Source organism: Paenibacillus oralis (assembly GCF_003863965.1).
Classification (GTDB): domain Bacteria; phylum Bacillota; class Bacilli; order Paenibacillales; family Paenibacillaceae; genus Fontibacillus; species Fontibacillus oralis.
Genome location: NZ_RRCN01000001.1, coordinates 1,918,855 through 1,945,198, shown reverse-complemented (window position 1 = coordinate 1,945,198; position 26,344 = coordinate 1,918,855). Strand labels below are relative to the sequence as shown.

The 26,344-nt window shown below is 55.4% G+C and carries 22 protein-coding genes; all 22 read right to left on the bottom strand.

Features of this window, described 5'->3' with window-relative positions; translation table 11 throughout:
- Nucleotides 1–299: 299 nt before the first annotated feature.
- The 22 genes from cysK to yabP all read right to left on the bottom strand — a co-directional run bounded on the left by cysK (nucleotide 300) and on the right by yabP (nucleotide 26,214).
- Nucleotides 300–1,238 carry a cysteine synthase A gene (gene cysK, locus EHV15_RS09175; RefSeq protein ID WP_128630935.1) on the bottom strand — a complete coding sequence of 313 codons (939 nt, stop codon included), beginning with the start codon at nucleotides 1,236–1,238 and terminating at the stop codon, nucleotides 300–302.
- Nucleotides 1,239–1,539: 301 nt separating this feature from the next.
- The gene (gene hslO / locus EHV15_RS09170) at nucleotides 1,540–2,430 is read right to left on the bottom strand and encodes an Hsp33 family molecular chaperone HslO (RefSeq protein WP_036618082.1); all 891 of its coding nucleotides are present in this window, start codon (nucleotides 2,428–2,430) and stop codon (nucleotides 1,540–1,542) included.
- Between the two features lie 42 nt (nucleotides 2,431–2,472).
- Nucleotides 2,473–3,237, bottom strand: a complete 765-nt coding sequence (locus tag EHV15_RS09165; RefSeq protein ID WP_128630934.1) for a type III pantothenate kinase — start codon at nucleotides 3,235–3,237, stop codon at nucleotides 2,473–2,475.
- Between the two features lie 4 nt (nucleotides 3,238–3,241).
- Nucleotides 3,242–4,108: a carboxylating nicotinate-nucleotide diphosphorylase gene (gene nadC / locus EHV15_RS09160; protein ID WP_128630933.1), complete on the bottom strand. Its 867-nt coding sequence runs from the start codon at nucleotides 4,106–4,108 to the stop codon at nucleotides 3,242–3,244.
- Entirely contained in the window at nucleotides 4,098–5,714 is a 1,617-nt protein-coding gene (gene nadB / locus EHV15_RS09155; RefSeq protein ID WP_128630932.1) for an L-aspartate oxidase, read from the bottom strand. The genes nadC and nadB overlap by 11 nt, the downstream gene beginning before the upstream one ends.
- A 36-nt stretch (nucleotides 5,715–5,750) precedes the next feature.
- Nucleotides 5,751–6,689 (bottom strand): quinolinate synthase NadA, encoded by a 939-nt coding sequence (nadA, locus tag EHV15_RS09150; protein WP_128630931.1) that lies wholly within the window; start codon nucleotides 6,687–6,689, stop codon nucleotides 5,751–5,753.
- Between the two features lie 225 nt (nucleotides 6,690–6,914).
- Nucleotides 6,915–9,056: an ATP-dependent zinc metalloprotease FtsH gene (gene ftsH, locus EHV15_RS09145; protein WP_128630930.1), complete on the bottom strand. Its 2,142-nt coding sequence runs from the start codon at nucleotides 9,054–9,056 to the stop codon at nucleotides 6,915–6,917.
- A 101-nt stretch (nucleotides 9,057–9,157) separates the two neighbouring features.
- Nucleotides 9,158–9,697 carry a hypoxanthine phosphoribosyltransferase gene (gene hpt / locus EHV15_RS09140; RefSeq protein WP_036618088.1) on the bottom strand — a complete coding sequence of 180 codons (540 nt, stop codon included), beginning with the start codon at nucleotides 9,695–9,697 and terminating at the stop codon, nucleotides 9,158–9,160.
- Between the two features lie 76 nt (nucleotides 9,698–9,773).
- Complete coding sequence (gene tilS / locus EHV15_RS09135) at nucleotides 9,774–11,201, bottom strand: tRNA lysidine(34) synthetase TilS (protein WP_128630929.1); 1,428 nt, start codon at nucleotides 11,199–11,201, stop codon at nucleotides 9,774–9,776.
- A 17-nt stretch (nucleotides 11,202–11,218) separates the two neighbouring features.
- On the bottom strand, nucleotides 11,219–12,172 hold the full coding sequence (locus tag EHV15_RS09130; RefSeq protein ID WP_128635256.1) for a serine/threonine protein kinase: 954 nt from the start codon (nucleotides 12,170–12,172) through the stop codon (nucleotides 11,219–11,221).
- Nucleotides 12,144–12,887, bottom strand: a complete 744-nt coding sequence (locus EHV15_RS09125; protein WP_128630928.1) for a vWA domain-containing protein — start codon at nucleotides 12,885–12,887, stop codon at nucleotides 12,144–12,146. Before EHV15_RS09125 ends, EHV15_RS09130 begins: the two co-directional genes overlap by 29 nt.
- Before the next feature lie 745 nt (nucleotides 12,888–13,632).
- On the bottom strand, nucleotides 13,633–14,598 hold the full coding sequence (locus EHV15_RS09120) for an ABC transporter ATP-binding protein (protein WP_128630927.1): 966 nt from the start codon (nucleotides 14,596–14,598) through the stop codon (nucleotides 13,633–13,635).
- Nucleotides 14,591–15,571: an ABC transporter ATP-binding protein gene (locus EHV15_RS09115; RefSeq protein ID WP_128630926.1), complete on the bottom strand. Its 981-nt coding sequence runs from the start codon at nucleotides 15,569–15,571 to the stop codon at nucleotides 14,591–14,593. The genes EHV15_RS09120 and EHV15_RS09115 overlap by 8 nt, the downstream gene beginning before the upstream one ends.
- 11 nt (nucleotides 15,572–15,582) lie before the next feature.
- Complete coding sequence (gene opp4C, locus EHV15_RS09110) at nucleotides 15,583–16,518, bottom strand: oligopeptide ABC transporter permease (RefSeq protein ID WP_128630925.1); 936 nt, start codon at nucleotides 16,516–16,518, stop codon at nucleotides 15,583–15,585.
- Nucleotides 16,519–16,531: 13 nt separating this feature from the next.
- On the bottom strand, nucleotides 16,532–17,488 hold the full coding sequence (locus EHV15_RS09105; RefSeq protein WP_128630924.1) for an ABC transporter permease: 957 nt from the start codon (nucleotides 17,486–17,488) through the stop codon (nucleotides 16,532–16,534).
- A 5-nt stretch (nucleotides 17,489–17,493) separates the two neighbouring features.
- A complete protein-coding gene (locus EHV15_RS09100) occupies nucleotides 17,494–19,275 on the bottom strand; it encodes an ABC transporter substrate-binding protein (protein WP_128635255.1) in 1,782 nt (593 codons plus the stop codon).
- A gap of 841 nt (nucleotides 19,276–20,116) precedes the next feature.
- A complete protein-coding gene (locus EHV15_RS09095) occupies nucleotides 20,117–21,040 on the bottom strand; it encodes an ArsR/SmtB family transcription factor (RefSeq protein ID WP_246061427.1) in 924 nt (307 codons plus the stop codon).
- Nucleotides 21,041–21,476: 436 nt separating this feature from the next.
- Nucleotides 21,477–23,984, bottom strand: coding sequence for a stage II sporulation protein E (gene spoIIE / locus EHV15_RS09090; RefSeq protein WP_128630922.1), 2,508 nt, complete (start codon nucleotides 23,982–23,984; stop codon nucleotides 21,477–21,479).
- A gap of 389 nt (nucleotides 23,985–24,373) precedes the next feature.
- Nucleotides 24,374–24,850, bottom strand: a complete 477-nt coding sequence (locus tag EHV15_RS09085; RefSeq protein WP_128630921.1) for a S1 domain-containing RNA-binding protein — start codon at nucleotides 24,848–24,850, stop codon at nucleotides 24,374–24,376.
- 117 nt (nucleotides 24,851–24,967) lie between these two features.
- The gene (locus tag EHV15_RS09080) at nucleotides 24,968–25,327 is read right to left on the bottom strand and encodes an FtsB family cell division protein (protein ID WP_128630920.1); all 360 of its coding nucleotides are present in this window, start codon (nucleotides 25,325–25,327) and stop codon (nucleotides 24,968–24,970) included.
- A 21-nt stretch (nucleotides 25,328–25,348) separates the two neighbouring features.
- Nucleotides 25,349–25,936 carry a spore cortex biosynthesis protein YabQ gene (gene yabQ / locus EHV15_RS09075; protein ID WP_128630919.1) on the bottom strand — a complete coding sequence of 196 codons (588 nt, stop codon included), beginning with the start codon at nucleotides 25,934–25,936 and terminating at the stop codon, nucleotides 25,349–25,351.
- Nucleotides 25,933–26,214, bottom strand: a complete 282-nt coding sequence (yabP, locus tag EHV15_RS09070; RefSeq protein ID WP_128630918.1) for a sporulation protein YabP — start codon at nucleotides 26,212–26,214, stop codon at nucleotides 25,933–25,935. The genes yabQ and yabP overlap by 4 nt, the downstream gene beginning before the upstream one ends.
- Between the last annotated feature and the right edge of the window lie 130 nt (nucleotides 26,215–26,344).

Genomic DNA, 26,344 nt, shown 5'->3' with positions numbered 1-26,344 from the left:
ATGCCGCTATTTTCTCGAATCGCAGGAAAACACCCCCGATCTCCATCATTCACGGGAAAATAAGTAAAAAAAGTTCCGCTAATGGGGATAAACAACCTCATATCCGGATAATAAGACCATAAAGTTCCGCTATTTTTGAAGGACGACTACCGGTAGCGGGGGTTGAGACGACGGACAGTTGATCCAATACCGGCCGTCAACCGCCGATTTTTTAGGATAGGTTTCTATTTGCGAAAAAAATACCCCGCCCCGTCCCTTCAAGGACGGCCGCGGGGCACTTATGAGCTGCAAGCGGAGCTTTACGCTTCAAAGTTGTAAAGCGGTGTGCTGAGATAACGTTCGCCGTTGCTTGGAATGATGGCGACGACGCGTTTGCCTTTGCCCAGCTGTTTGGCCACTTTCAGCGCGGCGAATACCGCTGCGCCGGAAGAAATACCGGACAGGATGCCTTCCTCCTTCGCCACGATGCGCGCTTGCTCGAACGCTTCCTCATTTTCGACATGAATGATTTCATCATAAATTTCCCGGTTCAAAATTTCCGGAACGAAGTTGGCGCCCAGCCCTTGAATTTTGTGAGGGCCCGGTTTGCCGCCCGACAAAATCGGGGATGCCGCCGGTTCCACCGCGTAAATTTTTACATCGGGGAAACGTTTCTTCAGCACTTCACCGGCGCCGCTGATCGTCCCGCCCGTACCGATCCCGGCTACGAACGCGTCCAGGCGGCCGTCCAGCGATTCGATCGCTTCGACGATTTCCGGACCGGTCGTTTCGCGGTGGATTTTCACGTTCGCCTGGTTTCTGAATTGATCCGCCAGGAAGTAGTCCGGATTAGCTGCCAGCAGCTCCTCCGCTTTCTTCACCGCACCGTTCATCCCTTCGGCTCCCGGCGTGAGCACCAGCTCGGCGCCATAAGCGCGCAGCAGATTGCGGCGTTCAAGGCTCATCGTTTCCGGCATCACGATAACGGCTTTATATCCTTTAGCGGCGGCTACCATCGCCAGCCCGATCCCGGTATTGCCGCTCGTCGCTTCAATAATCGTACCGCCCGGCTTCAGCTTGCCCGCCTTTTCCGCTTCCTCCACAATGCTTAACGCAATCCGGTCCTTAACGCTGGAGCCCGGGTTTTGGTATTCCAGCTTCACGTAGATTTCCGCGCTGTCTTCCGGAACGACCCGATTCAACCTGACCAGCGGCGTATCGCCAATCAGCTCCGTTACATTGTTTACGACCTTTGCCATATTCAATATCCTCCCTTTTGGATAAAAAAATAACCCTAATCATGTCGTGATGTGACGCACCCGATGTCACGATGCCTAATGTCATGCTGCGTGCTGCGCCTAATGAAAGCCGGCCCGAATCTATAGGATACGCTGATCCATCCGCTTTCATTTATTTCCGAGTAAATAAGTTGGTTTTATTACTATTATCTTAACAATCCCGACCGGTGTTGTCAAGAAAGTCACAAAAAATACTTTGCTTTCCCGGGCATTTTGGCCCAGGTCCGCAAAGTATTCCATCGTATGATTAGAGGATATACCGTTATTTCTCCGTTTGGGCGATTAGATGATCAAGATCCTGCGGGGTGAAATGATACACCTCGTTGCAAAAATCGCACACCACCTCGGCATCCTTCCCCTCGTCCCGCAGCCCCGCCAATTCGTCTTTTCCCAAGCTGATCAGCGTACTCTCCACTCTTTCCCGGGAACAGCTGCAAGAGAACACAATATCCATCTCCTCCAGCACCTTGAAATCGGGCACGAGCCGGCGCAGCAGCTCCTCCAGCTCCAGCCCTTCATCCAGCAGCTTCGTCACCGGCGGAAGCTGGCCCACGGCCTGCTCGATCGCATCGATTTCCCGGTCGGTTAAACCCGGCAGCAGCTGAATGATAAAACCTCCCGCCACAATGACGGAATTGTCGACGTCGACCAGAACGCCCAGACCGACGGCGGAAGGAGTTTGCTCCGATACGGCAAAATAATATGTAAAATCCTCGCCGAGCTCGCCGGAAATCAGCGGAACGCTCCCTCTATACGGCTCTTTGAGCCCCAAGTCCTTCGTTACGTTGATAAAGCCGGTCGTGCCGACTACGCCCCGTACATCAAGCTTGCCCTGGCTGTTGCTGGGCAAATGCACGTGCGGGTTTTTCACGTAGCCGCGAACTTCCCCCTTGGCGTTGGCATCGACCACGATCGGTCCGATCGGCCCGTCGCCCTTGACCTGAATGGTCAGCTTCTCCTCGCCTTTCAGCATGGCGCCCATCATCGCCCCCGCCGTCAGCGTTCGTCCGAAGGCTGCCGTCGCGGTCGGATACGTATCGTGCCGGCGGCGAAGCTCCTCCACGAGCCGCGTCGTCCGCACGGCAAACGCACGGACTTTGCCGTCCAGGGCGATGCCGCGGATTAGCCGGTCCTGCTTCTCATTTTGATCCATTTAACGAAAGCCCCCTTTCGACTAAGTATACCCACCACGGGGTTATTGATTTCGCTCGTAAATAATCCGCAGCCCCTCCAGGGTCAGCCTCGGATTCACCTCTTCAATCGAGCGCGTCTCGCTTGCGATCAATTCGGCCAGCCCGCCGGTCGCAACGACCTTCGGTTTGACGCCCATTTCGCCCGCGATCCGCTCCACGATGCCGTCCACCTGACCGGCGTACCCAAAAATAATCCCCGCCTGCATCGCGTTCACCGTGTTGCGGCCGATCACTTTTTTCGGCTTCTCCAGCTCGATGCGCGGCAGCTTGGAAGCCCGCTGGTAAAGCGCCTCGGTCGCAATGCCGATGCCCGGCACGATCGCGCCGCCCAGGTAGTTGCCCTGGGCATCGATGCAGTCGAACGTCGTGGCCGTGCCGAAATCGACGACGACAAGCGGCCCGCCGTATTGCTCAATCGCGGCCACCGCATTGACGATCCGGTCCGCGCCGACCTCGCGCGGATTTTCGTAGCGCAGGTTAAGGCCGGATTTGATCCCCGGCCCAACGACCAGCGGTTTGCGCCGCAAATATTTCTCGCACAGCTCCTCCAGCACATGCATCAATGGCGGCACCACCGAAGAAATGATCACCCCTTCGATGTCTTGCACCTGGATACGGGACATTTGAAACAGGTTGTAAATCAGCACCCCGTATTCGTCCACCGTCGCCTGCCGGTTCGTGCCGATCCGGAAATGATGGAGCAGCTCCCGTCCCCTGTAAATCCCGAGTACGATATTCGTATTGCCCACGTCGACGACAAGGAACATTTGCTTACCCCTCCTTTTTGCCGTTTAAGTCCAGACTGATGTCCAGGCTTTCAAAAGAATACGTCAGCCGCCCGACGGAAATGATGTCTACCCCGCTCTCGGCGATGCCGCAGATCGTCTCCAGCGACACGTTGCCCGAAGCTTCCGTCTTCACATGCGGCGCCTGCGCTTTAATTCGCTTCACCGCTTCCTTCATCAGCTCCGGCGGCATATTGTCGAGCATGATGATATCCGCTCCGGCCTGCAGCGCTTCTTCCACCTGCTCCAGGCTTTCCGTCTCCACCTCGATCGTCATCGTATGCGGAATGCCCGCGCGGGCGCGGCTGACCGCCTGGGCGATGCCGCCCGCCCCCTTGATGTGATTGTCCTTGATCATGACGGCGTCGTACAGCCCGAAACGGTGGTTCGAACCGCCGCCGATACGTACGGCGTATTTCTCCAGCATCCGGTGGCCTGGCGTCGTTTTCCGCGTATCCACCAGTCGGGCCGGGAGCCCCCCAAGCGCATCGACGAACGTTTTCGTCCGCGTCGCAATGCCCGACAAGCGCTGCAGCAAATTCAAAGCAAGCCGCTCCCCGGTCAAAATGCTGTGCGTGCTGCCCTCTACTTCGGCCAATACGGTTCCTTTTGTCACGAACTGTCCGTCTTGGACATGCGCCGTAAACTGAAGGATCGGATCCACCGCCTCAAACACGAGTTGAGCCACCGGCATCCCGGCGATCACGCCATCCTGTTTGGCATGGATGATCCCTTTCGACTCATGCCCGGGCGGAATCGTCATGGCGGTCGTCACGTCCCCGGACCCGACGTCTTCTCTTAGCCAGCCCCGGATCGAATCGATCAGCCCTTCGTTATATCCGTTAAACATCATCGTTTGCTTCCTCCAACATTCCTTTTTCCCGCTGACACAAAAGATGCTTGCGCCATTCCCCGTCGCTGCGCTCCGGAAAATCTTCGCGGTAATGGCCGCCCCGGCTTTCCTCGCGGGCCAGCGCCGAGCGCATTACGAGGAACGCACAGGTCAGCATATTGGCGTATTCCCACTGTTCGCGCGTATCCAGCGCCTGGCTAAAAATCGCCTCAAGACGCTGCAGCTCCTCGAGCCCTTGCGTCAAACCGGCCGCCGTCCGGCGCAGTCCCGCGCGGCGCACCATGACTTTTTGCAGCTCCAGACGGCGCTCCGCGACCGAAGGCGCATCGGCGGCCTGGCGATTCTCCCGGTAGGCGATGCCTTCGCCGGTTTGGCCCAGCGGCGGCAGCTCCCGGATCCGCTTGATGATCCGCCGGCCGAACACAACCGCTTCGGAAAGCGAATTGCTGGCAAGCCGGTTCGCGCCGTGAACCCCGGTCGACGACACTTCGCCGCAAGCAAACAGGCGGTATACGCTCGTTTCGCCGTGGTGGCCGGTCCGGACGCCTCCCATCATATAATGCGCAGCCGGCGCAACCGGAATCCAGTCGGCCGTCAAATCAAGCCCATAGCCGATGCAGGTTTCGTAAATCGTCGGGAACCGGCGTTTGACCGTTTCCGGATTCTCGTGCGTAATGTCCAAATAGACGAAATTAGCGCCGCCCGCTTCCATTTCGCTGACGATCGCCCGGGCCACGATATCGCGCGGAGCCAATTCCAGCAGCTCATGATATTTGCTCATGAAGCGCTCGCCTTTGATATTCCGCAGCACCGCTCCTTCTCCCCGCACGGCCTCGGAGATCAGAAAACGGGGAGCTCCGGGGTAACAAAGGGACGTCGGATGGAACTGAATGAACTCCATATCGCGAATGACCGCTCCCGCGCGGTAAGCCATCGCAACGCCGTCGCCCGTGGCGATCTCCGGGTTGGTGGTGTACCGGTAAAGCTGCCCCGCTCCGCCCGAGCACAGGATGGTGGCGTTCCCCCGCAGGAAAATCCGCTCTCCGTCAGGGCGCTGTACCAGCGCGCCCAGACATTCGTTGTTTTCGGTAATCAAATCGATCACGTAATGATTATCCCATATTTCGAGGTTCGGATGAACCGCGGTCTGCTCCGATAGCGCCCGCGCGATCTCGTAGCCGGTGGCATCCCCGCCCGCGTGCAAAATCCGGCGGTGGCTGTGCGCCCCTTCTTTTGTCAACGCCAGTTCGCCGTTCTCGACATCAAACGTTGTGCCCAGCTTCATCAGCTCTTTGACGGCGTCCGGCCCTTCATGGACCAAGATGTTCACCGCTTCCGAGGAGCACAGGCCCGCGCCGGCGAGCAGCGTATCCTCAAGGTGGGAGGCCGGAGAATCGTCTTCGGAAATGACCGCCGCAATCCCGCCTTGCGCATATCTCGTGTTGCTTTCCAGCAGCGCTTTTTTGGTAATCATGATTACGCGCGATTTTTCACTTGCCTTAATGGCGGTAAACAGGCCGGCGATGCCCGAACCGATGACGATCACATCCGTATCGACAATCGGGAGCTTAGCCAACGCAAAATCAACCAAATATTGTGGTATCACAGTCGTCACCTGTCTTGAACAAGAGAGTAGCGCATGCTACTTGACCTGTAACATGCGCTCTAAAGAAAGTCTCGCTTTGTCGGCAACGACGGGCGGTACGTAAATCTGCGGCTGCATCGTTTCCAGACATTTGACCAGTTTTTTCAGATTATTGACTTTCATATTCGGACAAACGAGAAACTTGGTGGCAAAATGGAACGTTTTATCCGGGCTGTCTTTGCGCAATTGATACCCGGTTCCGTCCTCGGTCCCTACGATGAATTCTTGGGCCGGCGAGTTTTTGCAGTGGTCCAAAATCGCTGTCGTGCTGCCCACGAAATCGCCCATCTCCACCACTTCCGGACGGCATTCCGGGTGCACGACAAACTCGGCGTTCGGGTATTTGGCCTTCATCTCCACCACGTCTTTGACCGTCAGCATGTCGTGCGTATTGCAGTAGCCTTCCCAGATGATCAGCTTCTTGTCGGTATGCTGCTGGACGTAATGGCCGAGGTTTTTGTCCGGCACCCAGATGATTTCGTCGGCATCAACCGAATTGATGACCTTCACCGCGTTGGACGAAGTGCAGCAGATATCCGTTTCCGCCTTGATTTCCGCCGAGGAATTGATGTACGTCACCACTTTGGCATTCGGATGCTGCGCTTTCAGCTTCCGCAATCCATCGACGTTCACCATATCGGCCATCGGGCATCCCGCCCGCTCGTCGGGGATCAGCACCGTTTTGTCCGGCGCCAAAATCTTTGCGCTCTCACCCATAAAATGCACCCCGCAGAACACGATCGTTTCCGCGTCCGTTGAAGCTGCCTTTTGGGCCAACAAAAAGGAATCGCCACGGAAGTCGGCGACCTCTTGAATTTCATCGCGTTGATAATAATGGGCAAGTATAATTGCATTCCGTTCCTTCTTGAGCTGGAACAGCCTTTCCTTCAGCTCCCGGTTCATTTCCGCTTTCCGCTCCAGCGCTAGAGCCTCCACCCGATTTCCTCCCCCTAGAACGTATCAAATTTCACACGGTGTTTACCAACTAATTTACACAAGCTGAAAGACGCTGTCAATGAGGCAGAGCGCCAAGCATAACGCCGAATCCCAGCGATTTATAAGGCAAATCCACCGTTAAAGGGAAGATTCGTTAAAATTTTAATTTTAAAAAACCCCCGGGAAACCTTACGTTTCCCAGGGGTTATGTGCGTAATGGTAAGTTTACACGGTTGGCGTGTTTCCGCCGTTGTTGCCGCCGTTACTCCCATCGCCTTTATCGTCCTCACCGGCATCGGATTTGCCCGGCGTATCGCTGACGGTGCCTTGCGGCGCATCAACGACCGGATCGTTGGTGCGATCGTTCGCCGTACCGCTCGGCACATCGTTCGGGATATCCCCGATCGGGCCGGACGGCGCCGGATCCTCGGTTTTGCCTTGGATGCGGACGCGGACATCTCCGATATTGTCGACGGTCGCTTCGCCCGGCTCCGCAGAACCGCTGCCATTGCCGCCGTCTCCACCGGTTCCGTCCAGCGAGCCGGTTTCGATCAGCTGCTTGATTTGATCAAGCTCCAGCGTTTCCACCTCAAGCAGCGTTTCCGCCACAAGGCGAACCTCACGCTCATGCTCGATCAGCAGCTTTCTGCATCGTTCATACGATTCGTTGATGAAGCGCTGCATCTCCTGATCGATTTCGTAAGCGATCTGATCGCTGTAGTTCTGCTCGTGCCCGATATCGCGGCCCAGGAACACCTGGCCCTGCGACGTGCCGAACTGCATCGGGCCGAGCTTCTCGCTCATCCCGTATTCGACGATCATGCTGCGCACGATGCTCGTCGCCTGCTGGAAGTCGCTGTATGCTCCGGTGCCGATTTCGCCGATGTATATCTCCTCGGATACACGTCCGCCAAGCAAACCGGTGACTTTATCCAGCAGCTCGTTTTTCGTAACGAGCATCCGGTCTTCCTTCGGCAGCATAATGACGTAACCGCCGGCGCGGCCGCGCGGAACAATCGTCACTTTGTGGACCATATCGGCATGTTCCAAATAATAACCGACGATTGTATGCCCCGCTTCGTGGAAAGCGACGATCCGTTTCTCGCGGTCGCTGATCACGCGGCTGCGTTTCTCCGTACCGACGATGACGCGGTCGATCGCTTCGTCCACTTCGCGCATGGAAATATCTTTGCGGTTCCGCCGTGCCGCAAGGAGCGCCGCTTCGTTCAGCAGGTTCTCCAAATCGGCCCCGGTGAACCCGGTCGTGCGTTTGGCGATGACGTCCAGCTTGACGTCCTTGGTCAGCGGTTTGTTGCGGGCATGCACGCGCAGTACCGCTTCGCGGCCTTTGACGTCCGGACGGTCGACCGTAATTTGCCGGTCAAAACGCCCCGGCCGCAGCAAAGCCGGATCAAGAATATCGGCGCGGTTCGTGGCCGCGATGATAATGATGCCTTCATTGCCCCCGAAGCCGTCCATTTCCACGAGCAATTGGTTCAGCGTCTGCTCGCGTTCGTCATGCCCGCCGCCGAGACCGGCGCCGCGCTGACGGCCCACCGCGTCGATTTCGTCGATAAAGATGATACACGGTGCGTTTTTCTTGGCGTTTTCAAACAAATCGCGCACGCGGGACGCCCCGACCCCAACGAACATTTCCACGAAATCGGAACCGGAAATGCTGAAAAACGGAACGCCGGCCTCGCCGGCTACCGCGCGAGCAAGCAAAGTTTTACCGGTACCTGGAGGGCCCACGAGCAAAACGCCTTTCGGAATCCGCGCGCCCACGGCGGAAAATTTCCGCGGATCCTTCAAAAAATCAACGACTTCAACAAGTTCTTGTTTCTCTTCGTCTGCCCCCGCCACGTCCTCGAATGTGACCTTTTTCTTCTCTTCATTATAGAGACGGGCCCGGCTCTTGCCAAAGTTCATCACTTTGCCGCCGCCGCCCTGCGCCTGGTTAAACAGGAAGAAGAACAAAATGAACATGATCGCAAGCGGTACGATGGAAGTCAGGAAGGTGACCCAGATGCTTTCGCCCCGCATCTTCTCCCACTTCACTTCAAAACCCTTCTGCTCGCTCAGGTCCGTAATTTCCTTCAGGACGTTCGTGTCGTAAGGAATATAGAGAGAGAAGTTCTTCGTCTTTTCGTTCCCGACGTCATCTCTATACTTACCGGTTATCAGATAAGCGTAACCGTCGAATTTACCGGTGATTTCAGCAACCTTGTCATTCTTGAGCTGCTGGCGCAATTCCGTATAACTAGGGGTGACGGTTGCTTCTTGTCCGCCGTTGAGGAATTGGACGATGCCCACCACGACTAAGAAAAGTATCAAATAAAAACCAGAATTCCGGATGAACCGACTCATCCCCTACCTCCTCTCAGAACCTTAAGTTATTTTACCATAGCCGCACACGCCATTTCAAAAATCAGGCGAGGTGGTCTTTCGTCCAAAACGGGACGACGAAATCAACTGGTGTAAATTTCCGGCTTCAGTACTCCGATGTATGGGAGGTTGCGGTATTTCTCGGCATAGTCCAGACCGTATCCCACAACAAAAGCGTCCGGCAGAACAAATCCCGATAAATCAGCTTCCAATTTCACCGTACGCCGCGCGGGTTTGTCAAACAGCGTAACGATTTTCACCGATTTCACTTTCCGCCGTTCCAGCACATCGATCAAATAACTGAGCGTCAGCCCGCTGTCGATAATATCCTCCACGATCAGGATATCCCGCCCTTCGACGGAGTTATCCAAATCCTTGATGATTTTCACTTCACCGGAAGAACGGGTCGAAGCGCCGTAGCTGGAAACCGCCATAAAATCGAGTTCGATCGGCACGGTAATTTCCTTCACCAGATCCGCCATAAAAATAAAGGCCCCTTTAAGTATACAGATCACAAGGGGATTACGTCCCTCATACTCTGCGCTAAGCTGTTTTCCCAGCTCCTTGACCTTGGCTTCGATCTGTTCCCGGGTAATCAATATTTCCTGAATATCGTTCTGCAAAATAAGTAAACCTCCTACGTTATACTATGAATGCCGGTCTTTCGCTAAACCTTAAGGAGCCGCCCGGTTTGCCGATTTAATCCCAAATCATGTGCAACGCCACGGACGTGTGCCGGCTCACTGCGGCATGCGCGGAACGGCGAACGCCGGGAATCCATAATATCCGGCCATCGGCATCCGTCACCAGCGGGATGCGGGAGCGAAGGGATGGAGGTATTTTCTCGTCGATGAAAATATCTTTTACCTTTTTGCTACCGTTTAGTCCCATGACTTTCATCGCGTCTCCCGGGAGCCGGGAACGCACTGTAAGCGGACAGACCAGCTCATCCGCGTCAAATAAGGCTTCATCGTTGCTCGCTGCCTTTGCAATAGCGGTATCCATGCCGGCCGGCAGCCGCGTGATCCGCAAAGTCCGGCCCGCGCCCGGAATCGTCACTTCCGCAGGGAATTGCTCCACTGAATATGTATAGTGAGGAATCTGACTTTCCGCAGCAACGGAGACAAAACGGATCGTGCCGTACTCGCGCATGGCCCGCCAGCCGCCGCCAAGATCAAGGCTCCATGTCGTGGGCCGGTCCTGAACCGCCCCGGTACGAACCGCTTCAATCTTGATAAAATCGCTTTCTTCCGTGCTTAAAGGCAGATAATTTAATATTAGTTTAATCAACCTCCGTTGTAAAGCGACATGTAAAGAGGCAAAAGGCGCAATTTCGAACAATGCCCCTCCTTGGTCCGCACGGACGATTTCAGCGTAAGCCTTGGACGATTCCCGGGCCAAAAAATCATCCTCAGCCCCGGCCACCTCGGCCAGCCGGTTCAGCGATACCGCCAACTGATCATTATATTGCCCCAAAAAAGGCAACACATCCAGTCTAAGCGAATTTCGCGTATATTCCGTAGACAGGTTGCTGCTATCGGTCATGTATGGGATGCCGGATTCCTCGCAAGCCCGGAGCAAATCCGTCTTGTATATACGCAGCAGCGGGCGGATGAGTTCCACATTTTTTTCCCGGCGCTTGAACCGCATTCCCGCCAGCCCCGAAGGACCGCTCCCCCGCAGCAAACGCATGAGGACCGTCTCCGCCTGATCGTCGGCATGGTGGCCCAAAGCTATCGATGCCGCCTCGTGCCGCACCGCGGTGCGCCGCAGGAACTCGTATCTTTTTTCCCGCGCCGCCAGCTCCAGGCCTTTACCCGATTCCTTCATATAAGTAAGCACGTCGGCATAGCCGAGTTCAAACGGGACGTCAAGCCTCGCCGCCAGCTCCCGGACGAAATCCGCATCGCGGTCCGCTTCGCTCCCGCGCAGGCCGTGGTTCAAGTGGGCGCAAATCAGTTCCAGCCCCTCGCCGGCCGCAATTTCTTTCATTATATGTAAAAGAACCGTCGAATCCACTCCTCCGGACACGGCCACGACGATCCGGTCCCCGCGGGACCACAGCCGCTCTTGCCGCCCGGTGCGCGAAGCGAGCTCCACCAGGCGATGCAACGTTTGTTCTTTCATATGAACTCCTTCTCCCATCAAAACCGCAGCGTTAAATATAACGCGCAAGCCAGCAGAGTCAGCGACACGGCAAACGCGCCCACAATCCAGCGGGGCGTGGACGGCCTCGACTTCCGCCTGGGGCTGAAATTCGCCGAGACCAGCTCTTTCCATTCCCGGCACGCCTCCTGCGTATCCGTAAACTCGCCGTTAATCGCCTTTTGCAGCCAACCGCGATATGAGGCCAGCGCCGGCGTTTGGTTGACGATGGCCAGCAGATCGTGGCGGCTGCGCGTTTGCGGCAGCTGGATGGCCGCTTTTTTGAGCGGCTGCTCGGCCAGCAGGTGGATGCATACGACGGCAAACGAAAACAGGTCGTACCCCGGATCCGCGGACCGGCTCCCCGCATCCCAAAAGCCGCGGTCATACCACTCGGTAAACTGCTTGATGCTGTGGCCAGTGGCGGTCACGCCGCCGTAATCGATCAGCTCCACCTCGCCGTAGGCGGCGACCAGGACGTTTTCCGGCTTCAGATCGCCAAACACCCACCCCGACCCATGCAGACGCCGCAGCTGCTGCAGCAGATTGTAACCGGCGACGTCCAGCCACCGGCTCCCCCGGCGCGCCAGAAAAGCGCTGAGCGGCTCTCCCTGCACATACCGCATCACGTAGAACGGAATCTCCCTGCCCCGGTAAGCAAAGTCATCGACCTCAACCAAATAAGCGAGATCCACCTCTGCAGCCCCTCTCCGCCGCCGCTGGCGCTGCAGCGCTTTCAGCACATTGATTTCCGATTGGATGTCCAGCGTGTCGAAGCCCAGCTTCAGCGCGTACAATTTCGCGTTTTTCTCCTGCTTCACCAGGTATACGACGCCGTTGGCCCCTTTACCCAGCAAACGCTGGACCACATAGCGGCCGCCCTTCCAGCGGCCGCTGATGCGCGTCCCTTGCGGCAGATTCAGTTTAAACGACGTAGTCTCCGAGAATTCCATCTCTTCCATCCGTCTCCTCGCGCCAAGACTTTCCATGTCCATCCAGTGTACCATATCGCATGAAATCCATCACCTTCAAGATCGCCGGACCGGTTGGCGTAGCTCCCCGCATGACGAGACGCTGGAAAATCGACCTTGCCGTCCCCAAATCGCCGGTCCAATCCACGTCAAGAACAGCATCCTCTCCGCTGTGCGCCCCCGGAAAATGAAAAACCGCCAGCTTGCTTTCCCCTTTTCTGGCGCCCAGGCTGAGCATCATATCGCGAATCGCCTCTTCCACCGCGCGCAGCTTCGGCTTCATGCTGGCGCTGGCGTCGATTAGCAAAGCGACCTGCAGCGGACTGCTCTCGCTAAGCTCGTCGATCACCTCGACGACCTGCGAACGCGTCTCCGGCGGCAAATCGCCCACCGTTTGATCTCCGAGAATTTGGCGAATCTCCTTATTGACCGCCTGCTGGATCGTCTGCACCACCGTTTTTCGCGTCATCATCTGCATCGTTTGCGCCAGATTTTCCGTGCCGACAATCCGGCTCATGCCCCCGCCGGCCTTGGCGATTTCGGCGATCTCCACGCTGCCGAGCTCCCCGATCGTCCCGTAATCCACAATCCCGACAACATTGACGGTGATCCCTTCCTGCTTGGCCAGCGCCGCCGCCATCACCGGACTTTCCCCCACATTGGAGCACCCGTCGGTTATCAGCATAATCTGTTTCATTCCTTATCCCGCCTTCCAAGTTATATAAGTTGAACTGTTGATTGTACGGATCAGGGCAGCCGTGTGAAATGTTCTTACGATCGCTGTTGTTCGCGGATTTCTATGATTTTATTGATTCCAACAAGGAAGAAATCCGCTCGCAAAGGCGACCAAGCATATGCTTCCGATGCAGCTTTCTTACAGAAAGCTTTGAGTTTCTTCAGAATCATTTCACCTAGGTTCAATATTCTAAAATGCGTACTCTTTTAGAATATTGAACACTCTTGCCTAACTTCCGCATTACTTTAGTTCAACTTATATAGATTCATAGTCTTTCTTTCTAGCATTTCCAGAGAGACGGAAGTATAAACTGCAAGGAAAAGACAGGGCGGCGGGGGAGTAGAGGAATCTGGAGGCTAAAGGACCTCAGAGACCTTATTTGCGGAAAAACGGAGGTTTGAAAAATGTAACGGACACAGATGACCTTATTTACCTCAAATCGGCCCGGATGCACTGGTTTTGAGCCAAATAGAGTCACCTGAGTCCGTTAGGCTGGGAAATACCCGGGAAATGGGCGGATAAGGTCGCTGGTGTACGTTAGAGCAGAGTCCACAGATTGGAAAGAGCCGAGGCACTTGGTGCTTCGGCTCAGGAAAGAAGGGAAAGGGTTCACGGAGTAGAACTGAAGCGGGCAAATGGGTATGAGGCTGACTCCAAGTTCTGGTTTGGACTTGTACAACCTTACCGAGACATAAACTCCCCCTCATCAGACCAGATGGCAAGCCACAAAGTGTCCCCCGCCCGCATCGCGGAATTCCGGGACGCGCTCCTTGCATTCGGCGGCGGCAAACGGGCAGCGCGTATGGAATTTGCAGCCGGAAGGCGGATTGGCCGGGCTCGGGATATCTCCTTTCAAAATGATCCGCTCCCGCTTTAACCTCGGGATGGGCAGCGGCACCGCGGACAGCAGCGCTTTGGTGTACGGGTGCAGCGGATGAAGGAACAATTCGTCCCGCGAGGCTGTTTCGACCAGGCCGCCAAGGTACATCACGCCGACCTGCGTGCAGAGATGCTCGACCACGCTCAAATCATGGGAAATGAACAGATACGTAAGTCCCCGGTTCTCCTGCAGCTTGCGGAACAGATTGATGATCTGCGCCTGAATCGACACGTCCAGAGCGGACACAGGCTCGTCGGCGATCATCAGCTCGGGATTCAGGATCAGCGCCCGGGCGATCCCGATCCGCTGGCGCTGCCCGCCGGAGAATTCGTGGGGATAGCGGTCGATATGATAGGAGGACAAGCCGCACGAAGCCAGCACCTCCAGCACGCGGTCGCGGATTTCCGCCTTGGGCAGCAGTCCGTGGTCGAGCAGCGCTTCCCCGATCGCGTCCCCCACCCGGATGCGCGGATTCAGCGAGCCGTACGGATCCTGGAAAATCATCTGCAGCTTCGGGCGCAGCCGGCGTAATTCGGCGTCCGGCAGGCCGTACAGGTCGGTGCCTTTGAACAGGATCTCGCCGCCCGTTTTCTCGGTGAGGCGGACGATGCTGCGGCCGACCGTGCTTTTGCCGCTGCCCGATTCCCCGACCAGGCCAAACGTTTCCCCGGCCCGGATGGTGATGCTGATGTCGTCCACCGCCTTGATCTGTCCGGCCGTCCGCTGCAATAGCCCCGTTTTCACCGGAAAATACTTCTTCAAATGCCGTACCTCCAGCAGCGGTTCAGCCATGACGCTCCCCCTCCTCATACAGCCAGCAGGCGGCTTTCTGCCCGTCTCCGACCCGCCCTAGCGCCGGTTCCTTCGTCCGGCAAACGTCCATGCAATGGGCGCAGCGGTCGTGAAAATAACACGATGGCTTTAGCTCCAGCAGGTTGGGCACCTGCCCTGGGATCGAAAACAGTTCATCCTGGCGCTGTCCCATAATCGGCTTGGACTTCAGCAGCCCTTGCGTGTACGGATGCTTGGGCGACTCGAACAGCCGGGTCACCTCGCCTTCCTCGACGATTTTTCCGGCATACATGACGACTACGTAGTCGGCCATTTCGGCCACGACGCCCAAATCGTGGGTGATCAGCAGGATCGCCATGTTCGATTCGGCCTTGATCTGCCGCAGCATATCGAGAATCTGCGCCTGGATCGTCACGTCGAGCGCCGTCGTCGGTTCATCGGCGATGAGCAGCTTCGGCGCGCAGGAGATCGCCATCGCGATCATGACCCGCTGCAGCATCCCGCCGCTCAGCTCATGCGGATAATTGTTCATAATCTGCCCGGGCCGGGATATGCCAACCTGCTCGATCAGCTCCACGGCGCGGCGGCGGGCTTCCTTCTTGCTCAGCTTCAGATGCAGGGCCATCGGCTCGATCATCTGCTCCCCGATCGTCAGGACCGGATTGAGCGAAGACATCGGCTCCTGAAAAATCATCGCGATCTCATGGCCCCGGATCGTTCGCAAATGGTGCTTGCCGAGGGACAGCAAATCGGTATCCCCGAATTTGATTTTCCCGCCGATTTCGACGCCGGCCCCTTGCAGCAGGCCCATAACCGACATCGCCGTCACGCTTTTGCCGCAGCCGGACTCGCCGACGATGCAGACGGTTTCCCCCTGCAATATCCGCAGGCTCACCTCGTCAACCGCCTTGATTCTTCCTTCTTCCGTCGTAAAATGCGCGCTCAAACGCTCTATCTCCAGCAAAGTTGACATCTGTCGTTCACCTACCTGTTCATTTTGGGGTCCAGCACGTCGCGCAGGCCGTCACCGAACAAATTGATGGCGATGACGGTAGCGAAAATGGACAACCCCGGCGGAATCCACAGCCAGGGATGCTGCTGGAAGTCGATCATATTGTTGGCGGCGTCGATCATGTTGCCCCAGGTGGGCGTCGGCGGCATGACGCCAAGCCCGAAGAAGCTCAGCACCGATTCGCTCAAAATCGCCCCGCCGATGTTCAGCGTCGCCATGACGATGATCAGCGGCACAAGGTTCGGCAGCAGGTGACGGATCAGCTTGCGCCGGTCGCGCAGCCCCAACACCACCGCCGCCTGCATAAATTCCCGCTCCCGCAGGCTGAGCATCTGGCCGCGGATCATCCGCGCCAGCCCCGGCCAGTTGACCAGGCTGAGCATCAGCATGACGATGTACATGCGGTAATCGGTTGGCACCTTCCATTCCGACAGCAGCGCCCCGGAGATGAACAGCAGCGGCAGGCCGGGGATCGTCAGCAGCAGGTCGGCCAGCCGCATGATGATTTGGTCGACGACGCCGCGGTAATACCCGGCGATGGCTCCGAGCAGCGTGCCGAGGAACACGGACAACACCATCGAGGCCAAACCGACGGTCAGCGAAATGCGCCCCGCCTGCAGCACCCGGGTAAGCACATCCCGGCCCAGCTTGTCGGTGCCCAGCCAATGCTGCCAGCTCGGCGGCTTGTTCATGAACGCCATGTTGATCTTGTTATCGGCGTAAGGCGAAAACAGCGGCCCTAAGAAACAGGCGGCAAACATGAAGGCGACGACGATGAAACCGGACACGGCCAGTTTATTGCGCAGCAGCCGGCGTAGCGATTGCCGCCACAGCGACGGCTTCTTGAACGCGGAAGCAGGCAAGGCCGCTTGGCTCGGCTGCGATATTTTTTTCTGGAATAAGGTCATTTCGCCTAGCCCCCTAATGCAACCGGACGCGCGGATCGGCGGCGCGGTACAGCAGATCCGACAGCAGCGTTCCGATGACGGTCAGAATCGCGATCAGCATCGTAAAGCCCATCAGCAGCGGATAATCCCTAAGCGAAAAAGAGGACATATACAGCTGCCCGATGCCCGGCCAGTTGAAAATCTTCTCAATGATCAGCGAACCGCCGAACAGGGCGGGCAGTTCGAAGCCGACCAGCGTGATCGCCGGCAGCAGCGCGTTGCGCAGGGCGTGGCGGTACAGCACCTTGCTCTCTTTGAGTCCTTTGGCGCGGGCCGTCCGGATATAATCCTGCTTGATCACGTCGATCATGTTCGTGCGGAAATAACGCGTCAGCGAGCCGACGCCCAAAATGGTCATAACGATCACCGGCAACGTCATATGATGGATCACTTCCTTGACATAAGCCAGTCCGGTGGCATTGCTGCCGGTCGTAATCATGCCGCCCGGCGGCAGCCATTTGAAGTCGACGGCGAGGATTTTGATCAGAAACAGGCCGATGAAAAATGACGGCAGCGACATCGCGGCAAAAATCAGCACCAGCACCAACGTATCAAACCAGGAGTACTGCTTGTAGGCTGAAACAACGCCAACGATGACCGCGATGAACCAGGTCAGGAACGTTGATACCGCGGCCAGCAGGAACGAATTCCAAATGTAGTCGTTAAACAGCGCAAGCACTGGTTTTTGCTGGGCCAGCGAGTAGCCGAAGTCGCCGTGGAAGGCGTTTTTCATCCATGCGGCGTATCGTTCCAGGACCGGCTTGTTCAAGCCGTAAATTTCCCGCAGTTCGGCCTTCCGCTCCGGCGTCAGCTTGATGTTGCCGCTGATGAAGTCGCCGGGCGTCAACGCGTACAGGCAGAAAATCAGCAGCGAGGCGGCGAGCAGGATCGCCGCCATGTAAATCAATCGTTTGGCGATATATGTGCTCATTGCTCTTAATGCAGCGTCCAGTTCGGCAGACTGGAGGACAGGCCGGTAAACGGACTGACGGACAGATTTTGAATGCGGCCGTTATAGGCGTACACGGTCTTTTTGTAGGAAGTGAAAATCACTGGCAGTTCGTCGTTGAGCAGTTGGAACAGCTCCTTGTATGCCCCCTTGCGCTGCTCGATGTCGCTGGTGGCCAGCGCCTTGTCGTGCAGCTCCTTTACTTTGGGGTTATCATAGCCTTTGATTTCCCCATCCACAAATTGCACCACCCCTTCGGACGGGTCCGTCAGCATCGGCGTGGAGAAGGAGGCAATATCGTAGTCTCCACCTTCCACTTTAGAGACGAGCGCGTTGAAGTCGGCAAACACCTCCGGCTGAAAATCGACGCCGATGGCGGCGAAGTTCTCCGCGGCGACGGCGATAAAAATGTCGGTCTGGGCGTTTTTGGAGCCGAGGAAATGGATCGTCAGCTTTTGGCCGTCTTTTTCACGGATTCCGTCCTGGCCCTTCGTCCAACCCGCCTCATCCAGCAGTTCGTTGGCTTTGTCCGCGTCATAAGCGTAATCGTTGATGCCTTCTTCGGTATAAGCCCAGGAGATCGGCGAAGCCGGAATGTTGGCGACTTGCCCGGCGCCCTGGTTTGCGTCGACGTAGATGCTTTGGCGGTCGAGCCCGTACGTTAGCGCCTGCCGAACCTTCTTGTCTTTCAGTGACTCATGTTCAAGATTGAGCTGCAGGTAACCATAAGTGCTAGGCGTGTACGGCAAAATATTGACGAAACCCAAACTTTTCAGCTTATCGATGTTTTCTGTTGTAGCGCTAAAAGAAGCGTAATCCACTTCGCCGGTCTCCAGGTACTGCCAAGTGTCACCCTCCGACGTTTTATAGATAAACCGCTCCGTTTTGGGCTTGCCGGCATAGTAATGTTCGTTGGCGACATAGCGCACCTCTTGCCCCGGAATGAATTTCTCCAGCACGTAAGGCCCGTTGCCGAGGGGCTTCTCATGCAGCTTCTTAATGTAGTCGAGCTGGCCGAATTTGTAATCCTTGCCGTAATAGGCTTTGGACAACACGTCACTGCCAAGCAGCACCAGCGCCGTGGCGTTCGGCTGCTCCAGCTTGGCCGAGATGGTCAATGGATCTTTGACGGTGATGCCGAAGATGCTGTTTGCCTTACCCTCTTTGTAAGCTTCGCCGCCTTCAATATGCAGCGTCGGAATTTGCGAGTCTCCGTCATAAGCTTTATCGTGCAGCAGCGTCCAGGTAAAAGCCACGTCATCCGCCGTCAGCGGCGAGCCGTCGCTGAACTTCAAATCTTTGCGCAGATGGAACGTATACGTCAGCTGGTCTGCGGAAATATCCCACCTTTCGGCCAACCCCGGAGCCGGCAGCCCCTTGTCGTCCACCGTCACGAGCGGCGTAAACAACAGGGAAGATACATTGCCGTCATAGCCGCTTTGGTGAAAATACGGCGTAAACGCCCCGCTCGGATCGGTCAGCCCGACGATGATCGTATCGGTACGCTGCTTGGCCACGGCCGGCAATTTGGACAAATCGCCGGCCGGAGTGAACTGCAGCGCGGCCGTCGGCGCAGCATCGCCGTCATTAGCGGCGGCTGCGTTTTGGCCGTTCCCGGCTGCGGCTGTGCTTTGGCCGTTCCCAGCGGCCGCCGGCGCCGGGCCGGCTTCCTGAGCGGCGCTGCCTCCGTTATTGCCGGTGCAGGCCGACAACACCAGAGCGCCGGTCAGCAAAAACGTCATCAGTACGGTTACTCTTGTTCTCTTCATCTTGTTCATCCTTCTCCCTCCCATTTGCCTGTAAACAGATCGCGGCTTATGATTCTCTTAAATTCCGATAAGATAACTCAACTATATGCTTTTACCATTATACGGATGACATTTTGTTCTGTAAATAGAGAACTTGTTTATTTTTCTTTATTCGGAGAATTTAAAAATAGAACTGCAAAATAAAAAAGCAGGCCGATCATGGTGGTGTTTGACCATAATCGACCTGCCGTAAGAGACGGCCCTTCTTTTTTTTGGAAAAATGGGGGCATTTTTTTGGGGGGGGGACAAAACCAGGCTGCCTGGCAGACTCCTGACTGAGAAAAACATAAGGACAAAAAACATCGCTATTTCGGCGATATCCGTCCATTTGAGAGAAATAGAGGAAATTTATGTCGTTATTTTTTTGGACGTAAGGAAATGCCCACTTTCCGGACCATTCTTAGCAGAATAAGTACATAAAATACCGCTAATGGGGATGAACATGCTAAGCACCGGATAATAAGTACATAAAATGCCGCTATTTTAAAGACCGGCGGTTCGTTGCAAAAAATCTAACGGTTGTAATCGACGCTATTGGGGTAAAAACGAACGAATTCAAAATGTAACGGTTGCCAGCGAGCCTATTTCCCGTTTTCTCGGCAGTAATGGGGCGGTTTCGCCTAAATAAGCACGATTACAACCGTTAAAAATAAAACCATTGCTTTTTCGCTCGAATAAGCGCGGGTGTTAACCGTTAGCGTAGAAAGCGACCCGGATTGCCTGATCATTCGCGACCATTTGAGATCAACCGTAAGTTAAGCGCCGATTTCCAGAGGTAGAGCCCCTTTTTGCCGTTTTGCCATTACTTCTGCGGCCTAATATAATCGACCAGCTTCCGGTGCATCACATCCAGCATCTCCGCACGCAGGCTGTATTCGGTGACCGTCTCTCCCTCGATGTGGGCCCGGATGAAGCCGCCGCTGCGCAGCTTGAACACGTGATCGTGCGTTATCCCTTTCGACAATTTCAAATGGCGGACGATTTCGGTAAACGTTCGCGGGCCCTCGCTTAAGTAACGGAGGATTTTCAACCGGCTTTGCTCACCGAGCGCCCGGATCATGCGGTATTCCTGCGGCGGAAAATCCGTTTCGTCGCCGAAGTAGATTCGCGCCGCATAATGGCACAACGTTACCTTGCCAAAGTGATAAATGACGTTCATTGGCTGGAAATGATATTGCGGCATCAGCACCAGTTGCTCCAGCCCTTCCTTCGGCGCAAACGCCAGCCCATTGGTCGTCCGCTCAACAAACGCCAACGGGTCGGGGGCACCGTCCAGTTCCGCTCTGCGCTGTCCGGCTTCCGCCCGCAGTGCGCCCGGCACCGCCGGATCCAGCCGGCGGAAATACTGCTCGTTCCACGCGGACAACACCTCGAGCGTCCGCGAGCGGTAAAGCCCCATATCCTTGGGGAACTGCTGGGTGTATCCGGCGATCAGCTCATATAAATCGCCCGGCGTCTTGGCCTCCAGCCAAGCGAGAAAAGCCTCCGGCGCCAGTCCGTCCGGACACAGATAGGTCAGCAGGTAGGTGATTTTCCATTCGCTGTCGACTTCCATCTCATTCAACATGGAGGCGAACCCAGGCGTCAGATGGTTTAAAGTTTCCTTTACCCAGGCCGGGGCAAGGTCGATTTTTTTATGCGATTTACGGCAAATGATTGTATGTAGACTGCTCAATAGCTCATACCGGGGTTCAAATGTTATGTTCACGCGGTAATCCAATTCCACACGCCCCTTTCTCTCTATATTATAGCGTGCTTCCCCCGAATTCAGGAAAAACAACAATTCGAGTAAGAAAAACGCCTAACGGCGTCCTTTAATGGCTCTGACTTCTACTTTGGATGTTGCTCTAAGGGACACCAGCGACCTTATCCGCCCATTTCCCGGGTATTTCCCAGCCTAACGGACACAGGCGACTCTATTTCGCTCTAAACCCGTTCATCCAGGGCAATTTAGGCTAAATAACGGCATCTGTGTCCGTTACATTTTGCAAACCTGCGTTTTTCCCCAAATAACGGCTCTGGTGTCCCTTAGCCTCCGTCCCAGGTCCCTCTTCTCCTCCCCTCTCTACCTGCCAAAACAACGCCCTCTACCATGACCGAAATTTTAATAAATACTATAAGGTCAAAAAAAAGAACCTGAGGTTCTCACCTCAAGTCCTCCCTTAACTGACCGTACGCGGCCTTTCCAACCGGCTGATCCCGGGGATATGCAGCGTGGACCACTGCGGCCGCAAATGATCGACGGTGGCCACCGCGACGGTCATGTCGTCGTGGATGACGTTTTTCTGATAGCGGATCACCGATTCAAGCAGACAATCGGCGATCTCCTGCGGATCGTCGGCCCCGATCTCCTGGATCAGCCGCTTGATCCACAGCTCTTTGTTCACCGCCGGGCCCGGCGCATCGTAAATGCCGTCGGTCATCATGATCAGCGTATCGCCGGGATACAGCTGCACCGTCACCAGATCGACCTCGATGTCCTGGATAATCCCGATCGGCAGGTTGCTCGCCGAAATCGGAATCACCTCCTTCCCGCGTTTGATAAAGCTTGGGGAAGACCCGATCTTCATAAAGATCGTACGCGCCGTATATTGGTCGATCAGCGCCATATCGACCGTGGCGTACACCTCGTCCGGCGAGCGCAGCATCAGGATCGAGTTGACCGATTTGATCGCCAGCGTCTCCTCCATGCCCGACTGCAGCAGCTGTTCGAGAATGCTAAGCGCCGTACTGCTCTCCAGTCGCGCCCGTTCCCCGTTGCCCATGCCGTCGCTGATGGCAACCGCGTAAGTGCCGTTGCCCAGTTCCTTGGCGCTGAAGCTGTCGCCGGACAGCAAATCGCCCCCCTTGGCGGTGCCGGCCACCCCGGTCGTAATTTCAAACGCTTTGGCCGAACCGAACGTAACGGTCGCAAGGCCTTCTTTTCCCCCGTGCATCGTCTCGTTTATGACCGCGATATGCTCGCCCAAAATATCCGACAGCAGCGGAGCGATGATTTTCCGGCATTCATCAAACCCGCGCGTGTATGCATGCACGACTTCGATCTCCACGTTGCCGTGATCCAAACTGACGATATCGATGCTGTGGATCGACAAGCCCATTTTTTCCAAAGCCTCGCGGATTTGCTCCTCCTGCCGGTACATAGCTTGTCCTTCGCGCTTGATTTCCTTCGCCAGGTCCTCCATCACCTGAGACACCCCGGACAATTGCTCGGCCACCAGCTGCCGGCTGTCGTATATTTGCTGTTTCCAGTGCATATCATGTTGGTAGAGTTCATATTCCCGCTTCATCACGTCCAGCACCTGGTCGGTTTTGACGCACAGCTTGCCCCACCTCGGCGGCAGCTCGTCCGGGGAAATGTCCGGCTTCTCTTCGATCGCCGTCATCATCTCCGTCATCAATTTATAGGTCTGATAAAATTTGCCGTCCCAGCACGTGCCGCGGCGGTAACAGGTGGCGCAAGCCCCTTCCGTTACGGCGTTCATAAAATGGTCGATTTCTTCACCGCGCCTTACGATTTCACCCGAACTGGAAACTTGGCCAAAGCTTCGGGACAGCTGCTTAAAGACTTGGGAGAACTGCGCCACCCGCTCGGCCGTAATGTCGCGCACCCGCTTGGCATATTCATGCTGCATTTTCACATGCTCCTGCGTGCCGGGCACATATTTGGCGATGACATTCACCGTTTTTTTCGGGGTCAAAAGAAACAACAGCACCGCAGCGCAGCTCTCCCAAGTCGAGGACATGACGTCCGCAGGTCCGGCAATGTAAATGGAAAGTATCGAGGAACCGAGCAGCATGCCGAAGCCGACGGCCCATTTTCGCCCTTCCCGCATCATGCCGGCGAGCATGCCGGAAAAGGCCAGCAAGCTCATTTGATAGAGCGCCGACGTGTCGGCCAAGCTTAAAATAAGCCCGGTTATGACCCCGACCGACGCGCCCAGCGGAGCGCCGCCCACAAAAGCGAACAGCAGTATCAAATAGCGGGACAGCACATGCTCGGCGGACAACCCGGAAATTTCCCATCCGACCGTACCGGTCATAACCGAAGCGAGCAGGATGACGAGACATAAAATTTCCTCGCCCCGCAGGTGATAGTGTCTTTTGCGGTAGGTAAAGACGGGAACCGCCTGGATAAATACCAGGGTGAGCACAAAGCTGAGCAGCGCGTCCATCACGGTCATCGTCAGCGCGTACCAGGTCAGCGACGGCCCGATGACCGCGCCGAACAGTCCGACGAAAAACGTGCTTGTAAACACCATGATCGGCGCATAGGAAATATCCGCCCGCTCAAACGCTTCCAGCCCTTTTTGCAGCAAATAGAAAATGAGCAGTTCCACCGCAATCTGGGCGGCATGGGCCTGTGCTCCCGGCGTAAACATCGCGCCCGCCACCATCACCGCCGCCGTTACCATAGCTATGTCCCGGCGCATAAACACCATGACGGCAAAAAAAGCAACCGCGAACGGCGCCAGCTCGTCCAATATCGTCGCCCGCCCGAGCAGGAAACTCATCAGGATCAGCAGCCCGTTCCATTTGCTCGCCGCCAGAAAACGCGCGGCCCGCCCAATGACCGGCAAATTTAAAACTTCGTTCCACCACGCCTCTTTATTCCACCCCTTTGCCTTTTTCAATCCTGGAAACAGAGTGACATTCCACTTGTTCAACATCCTGGCACCGCCTTTTCCAAATTTGTAAGGTATGTCCCATTATAGGAGCGCGTAAGCGGAAAGTTTGTCAGATACCGGAGGAACGTCCAAAGAAATTTCCGACAAATTGAGAGGGGTTTACGAAACAGCGCGAATGCAGGCCCGCCATGGCGATGGTTGCCCGGAAGCGCCCCTATGTTCGCATGGACTTTGCAATGCGGACGCCGCCAAAGGAGCATAATCCTCGTAAAATTGCGTAAGAACCTGTCGGCAAAAGCGGACAGCCGACAAAACCTCCTTTGCTCCAGCAAAAGCCACGGATTCGCCGGGGATGGCCGCAAAAAAGCGCACAAAAAACCGCAGGCGCCAATCACCTGCGGTGGGTTTGAAGTATTTGGTCATTTTAGATTTTACATTCGTTTGGCACCGCGTCCGCCGCGTTTGCCTTCCGTGTTCTTCTTGAGCGATGAAATTCGCTCCTCGCTGTCCTTAAGGAAACGAGATACTTTGTCTTCGAAGGAAGATTTGTTGGCTGGGGGCTTGAAAGAGCGTCCTCCACGGTCCCGATTGAATCCGCCGCCCGGACGGTCTCCGTCTCTTCCGCTTGGCCGATCTGGTCTCGGTGCGCGAGGCGGTCTAGCCTCTACCGGCTTGTCAACAGCCTGTTTGATGGAAAGTCCGATCTTACCGTCCTTATCGACATTGATTACCTTAACGGTAACCGTGTCGCCAATCTTCAGATGATCGTTAACATCTTTAACGTAGTTGTCGGCGATCTCCGAGATGTGAACGAGACCCGTGACACCTCCTGACAGATCCACAAATGCTCCGAAATGCGTGATGCCTGTCACTTTTCCCTCTAACTTGGTGCCCACTTCAATTGCCATAAAATAAAATGATCCTCCCTTAAAAATATACAGCCAGGCCTCGAAATTCATGACTGCGGTGATTTGATTATACCGAATGACTGAAACAAGGTCAACAGACGTATATCCCGCATGGGATCAGTCATTTCCGGCTTCGGATTCCGATACCCGAACCGGAATTTCCCCGGGCTTATACAGCCCGTATTTCTTCATGGCAATTTGACCGATATATTCGGGGTCTTTCAGACGGTTGACTTCATATTTAAGCTGGTTCAAGCTTTCTTCGGTTTGCTCCTTGGAGGCCTGCGTCTTGGCAAGCTGCTGCGACTTCCCGACGATTACTTCGGACTGGGAAATATACGTATACGCCGCCCAGCCGAGGAATACGATCATAAAACCGAGCCATAGCCGGAGCCTTCGCCGTGCCCCGGAGCTTCCGGTTTTTTGAGAATTCCGAGGATTTTTTGACATCTTTGGATTTGTCGTAACCGTACGCATCAGGGACACCTCCTTAAAGCATCAATCTTTAATAAACCAGCGTAACAAACGCATAATACGATTCTTCCAGGAATCCAGCCAACTCCTAAGTCTGCTTAGCCCTTCCGGAATCCGCATCCGCTTCCATATAGGCCTAAGGGCCCAAACAATTAATTTCCACAGCGGCAGCAGCGTGATCCGCCCGAGAAACAGCAGCACGATCCAGACAAAACCGAGCAGAAGCTTGGCTCCTTTGTACAACCAGCGGAGCGGAGCAATGATGAAAAGCTGGATAATCCTTACGATAAACCGATAAATTTGGTTAGTTATCCATATTAACATTAACACAAATCGTTCCGTTAGAACACTAAGGAGCAAAAAATAAATCCAAATACCTAGAAACAACCCGAGAAAAACATAGAACCTTAGTTCCCCATGGTTGCTGCGGTATAACATACGGAATACAAACAAGGCGGCTGCCGCCCAATACACCAGGTCAAGGGCATGGACACTCCAGCGGGGAAAACGGAATTGTCCCGAGACGACGCGATAGCTGTCGAAGACGACCCCCATGATCCCCCCGGAGGCGAACATCCATAGAAGGGTCACCCACTGTGTTTCCAAGTTCATCGGAACAGCTTGCCGAGCAGTCCCTTGCCGGACGGATGAGAGCCCTGTTCCAAATACGACAAAGTGTTGACCAGGCCTTCAATGCTGACAAGCCCTTGCTCGAGGTTCAGGTTTTTAATATGTAAATTTTGTCCGCGGATCGTCAAATGCCCTAATTCGGTCTGCAGCAGAAACTCCTCATTGTCAAAGCTCTCCACATTGAGGACTCCCGAAATCTCCAGCAGCTTGCGATTCATTAAATGCAGCTCCTGGTGTTTTCCTTTCAATTGTTCGACCATGGCATGTACCCCTCCTTCTTACCAATAGCTTATGGACGAATTGTCGGCTTTAGAACCGGATAACTTCACAAGACTTCAACCTGATTTCAAGATGATGAAGTGACTTTCTTTACAGGATTTGGCAGACTAT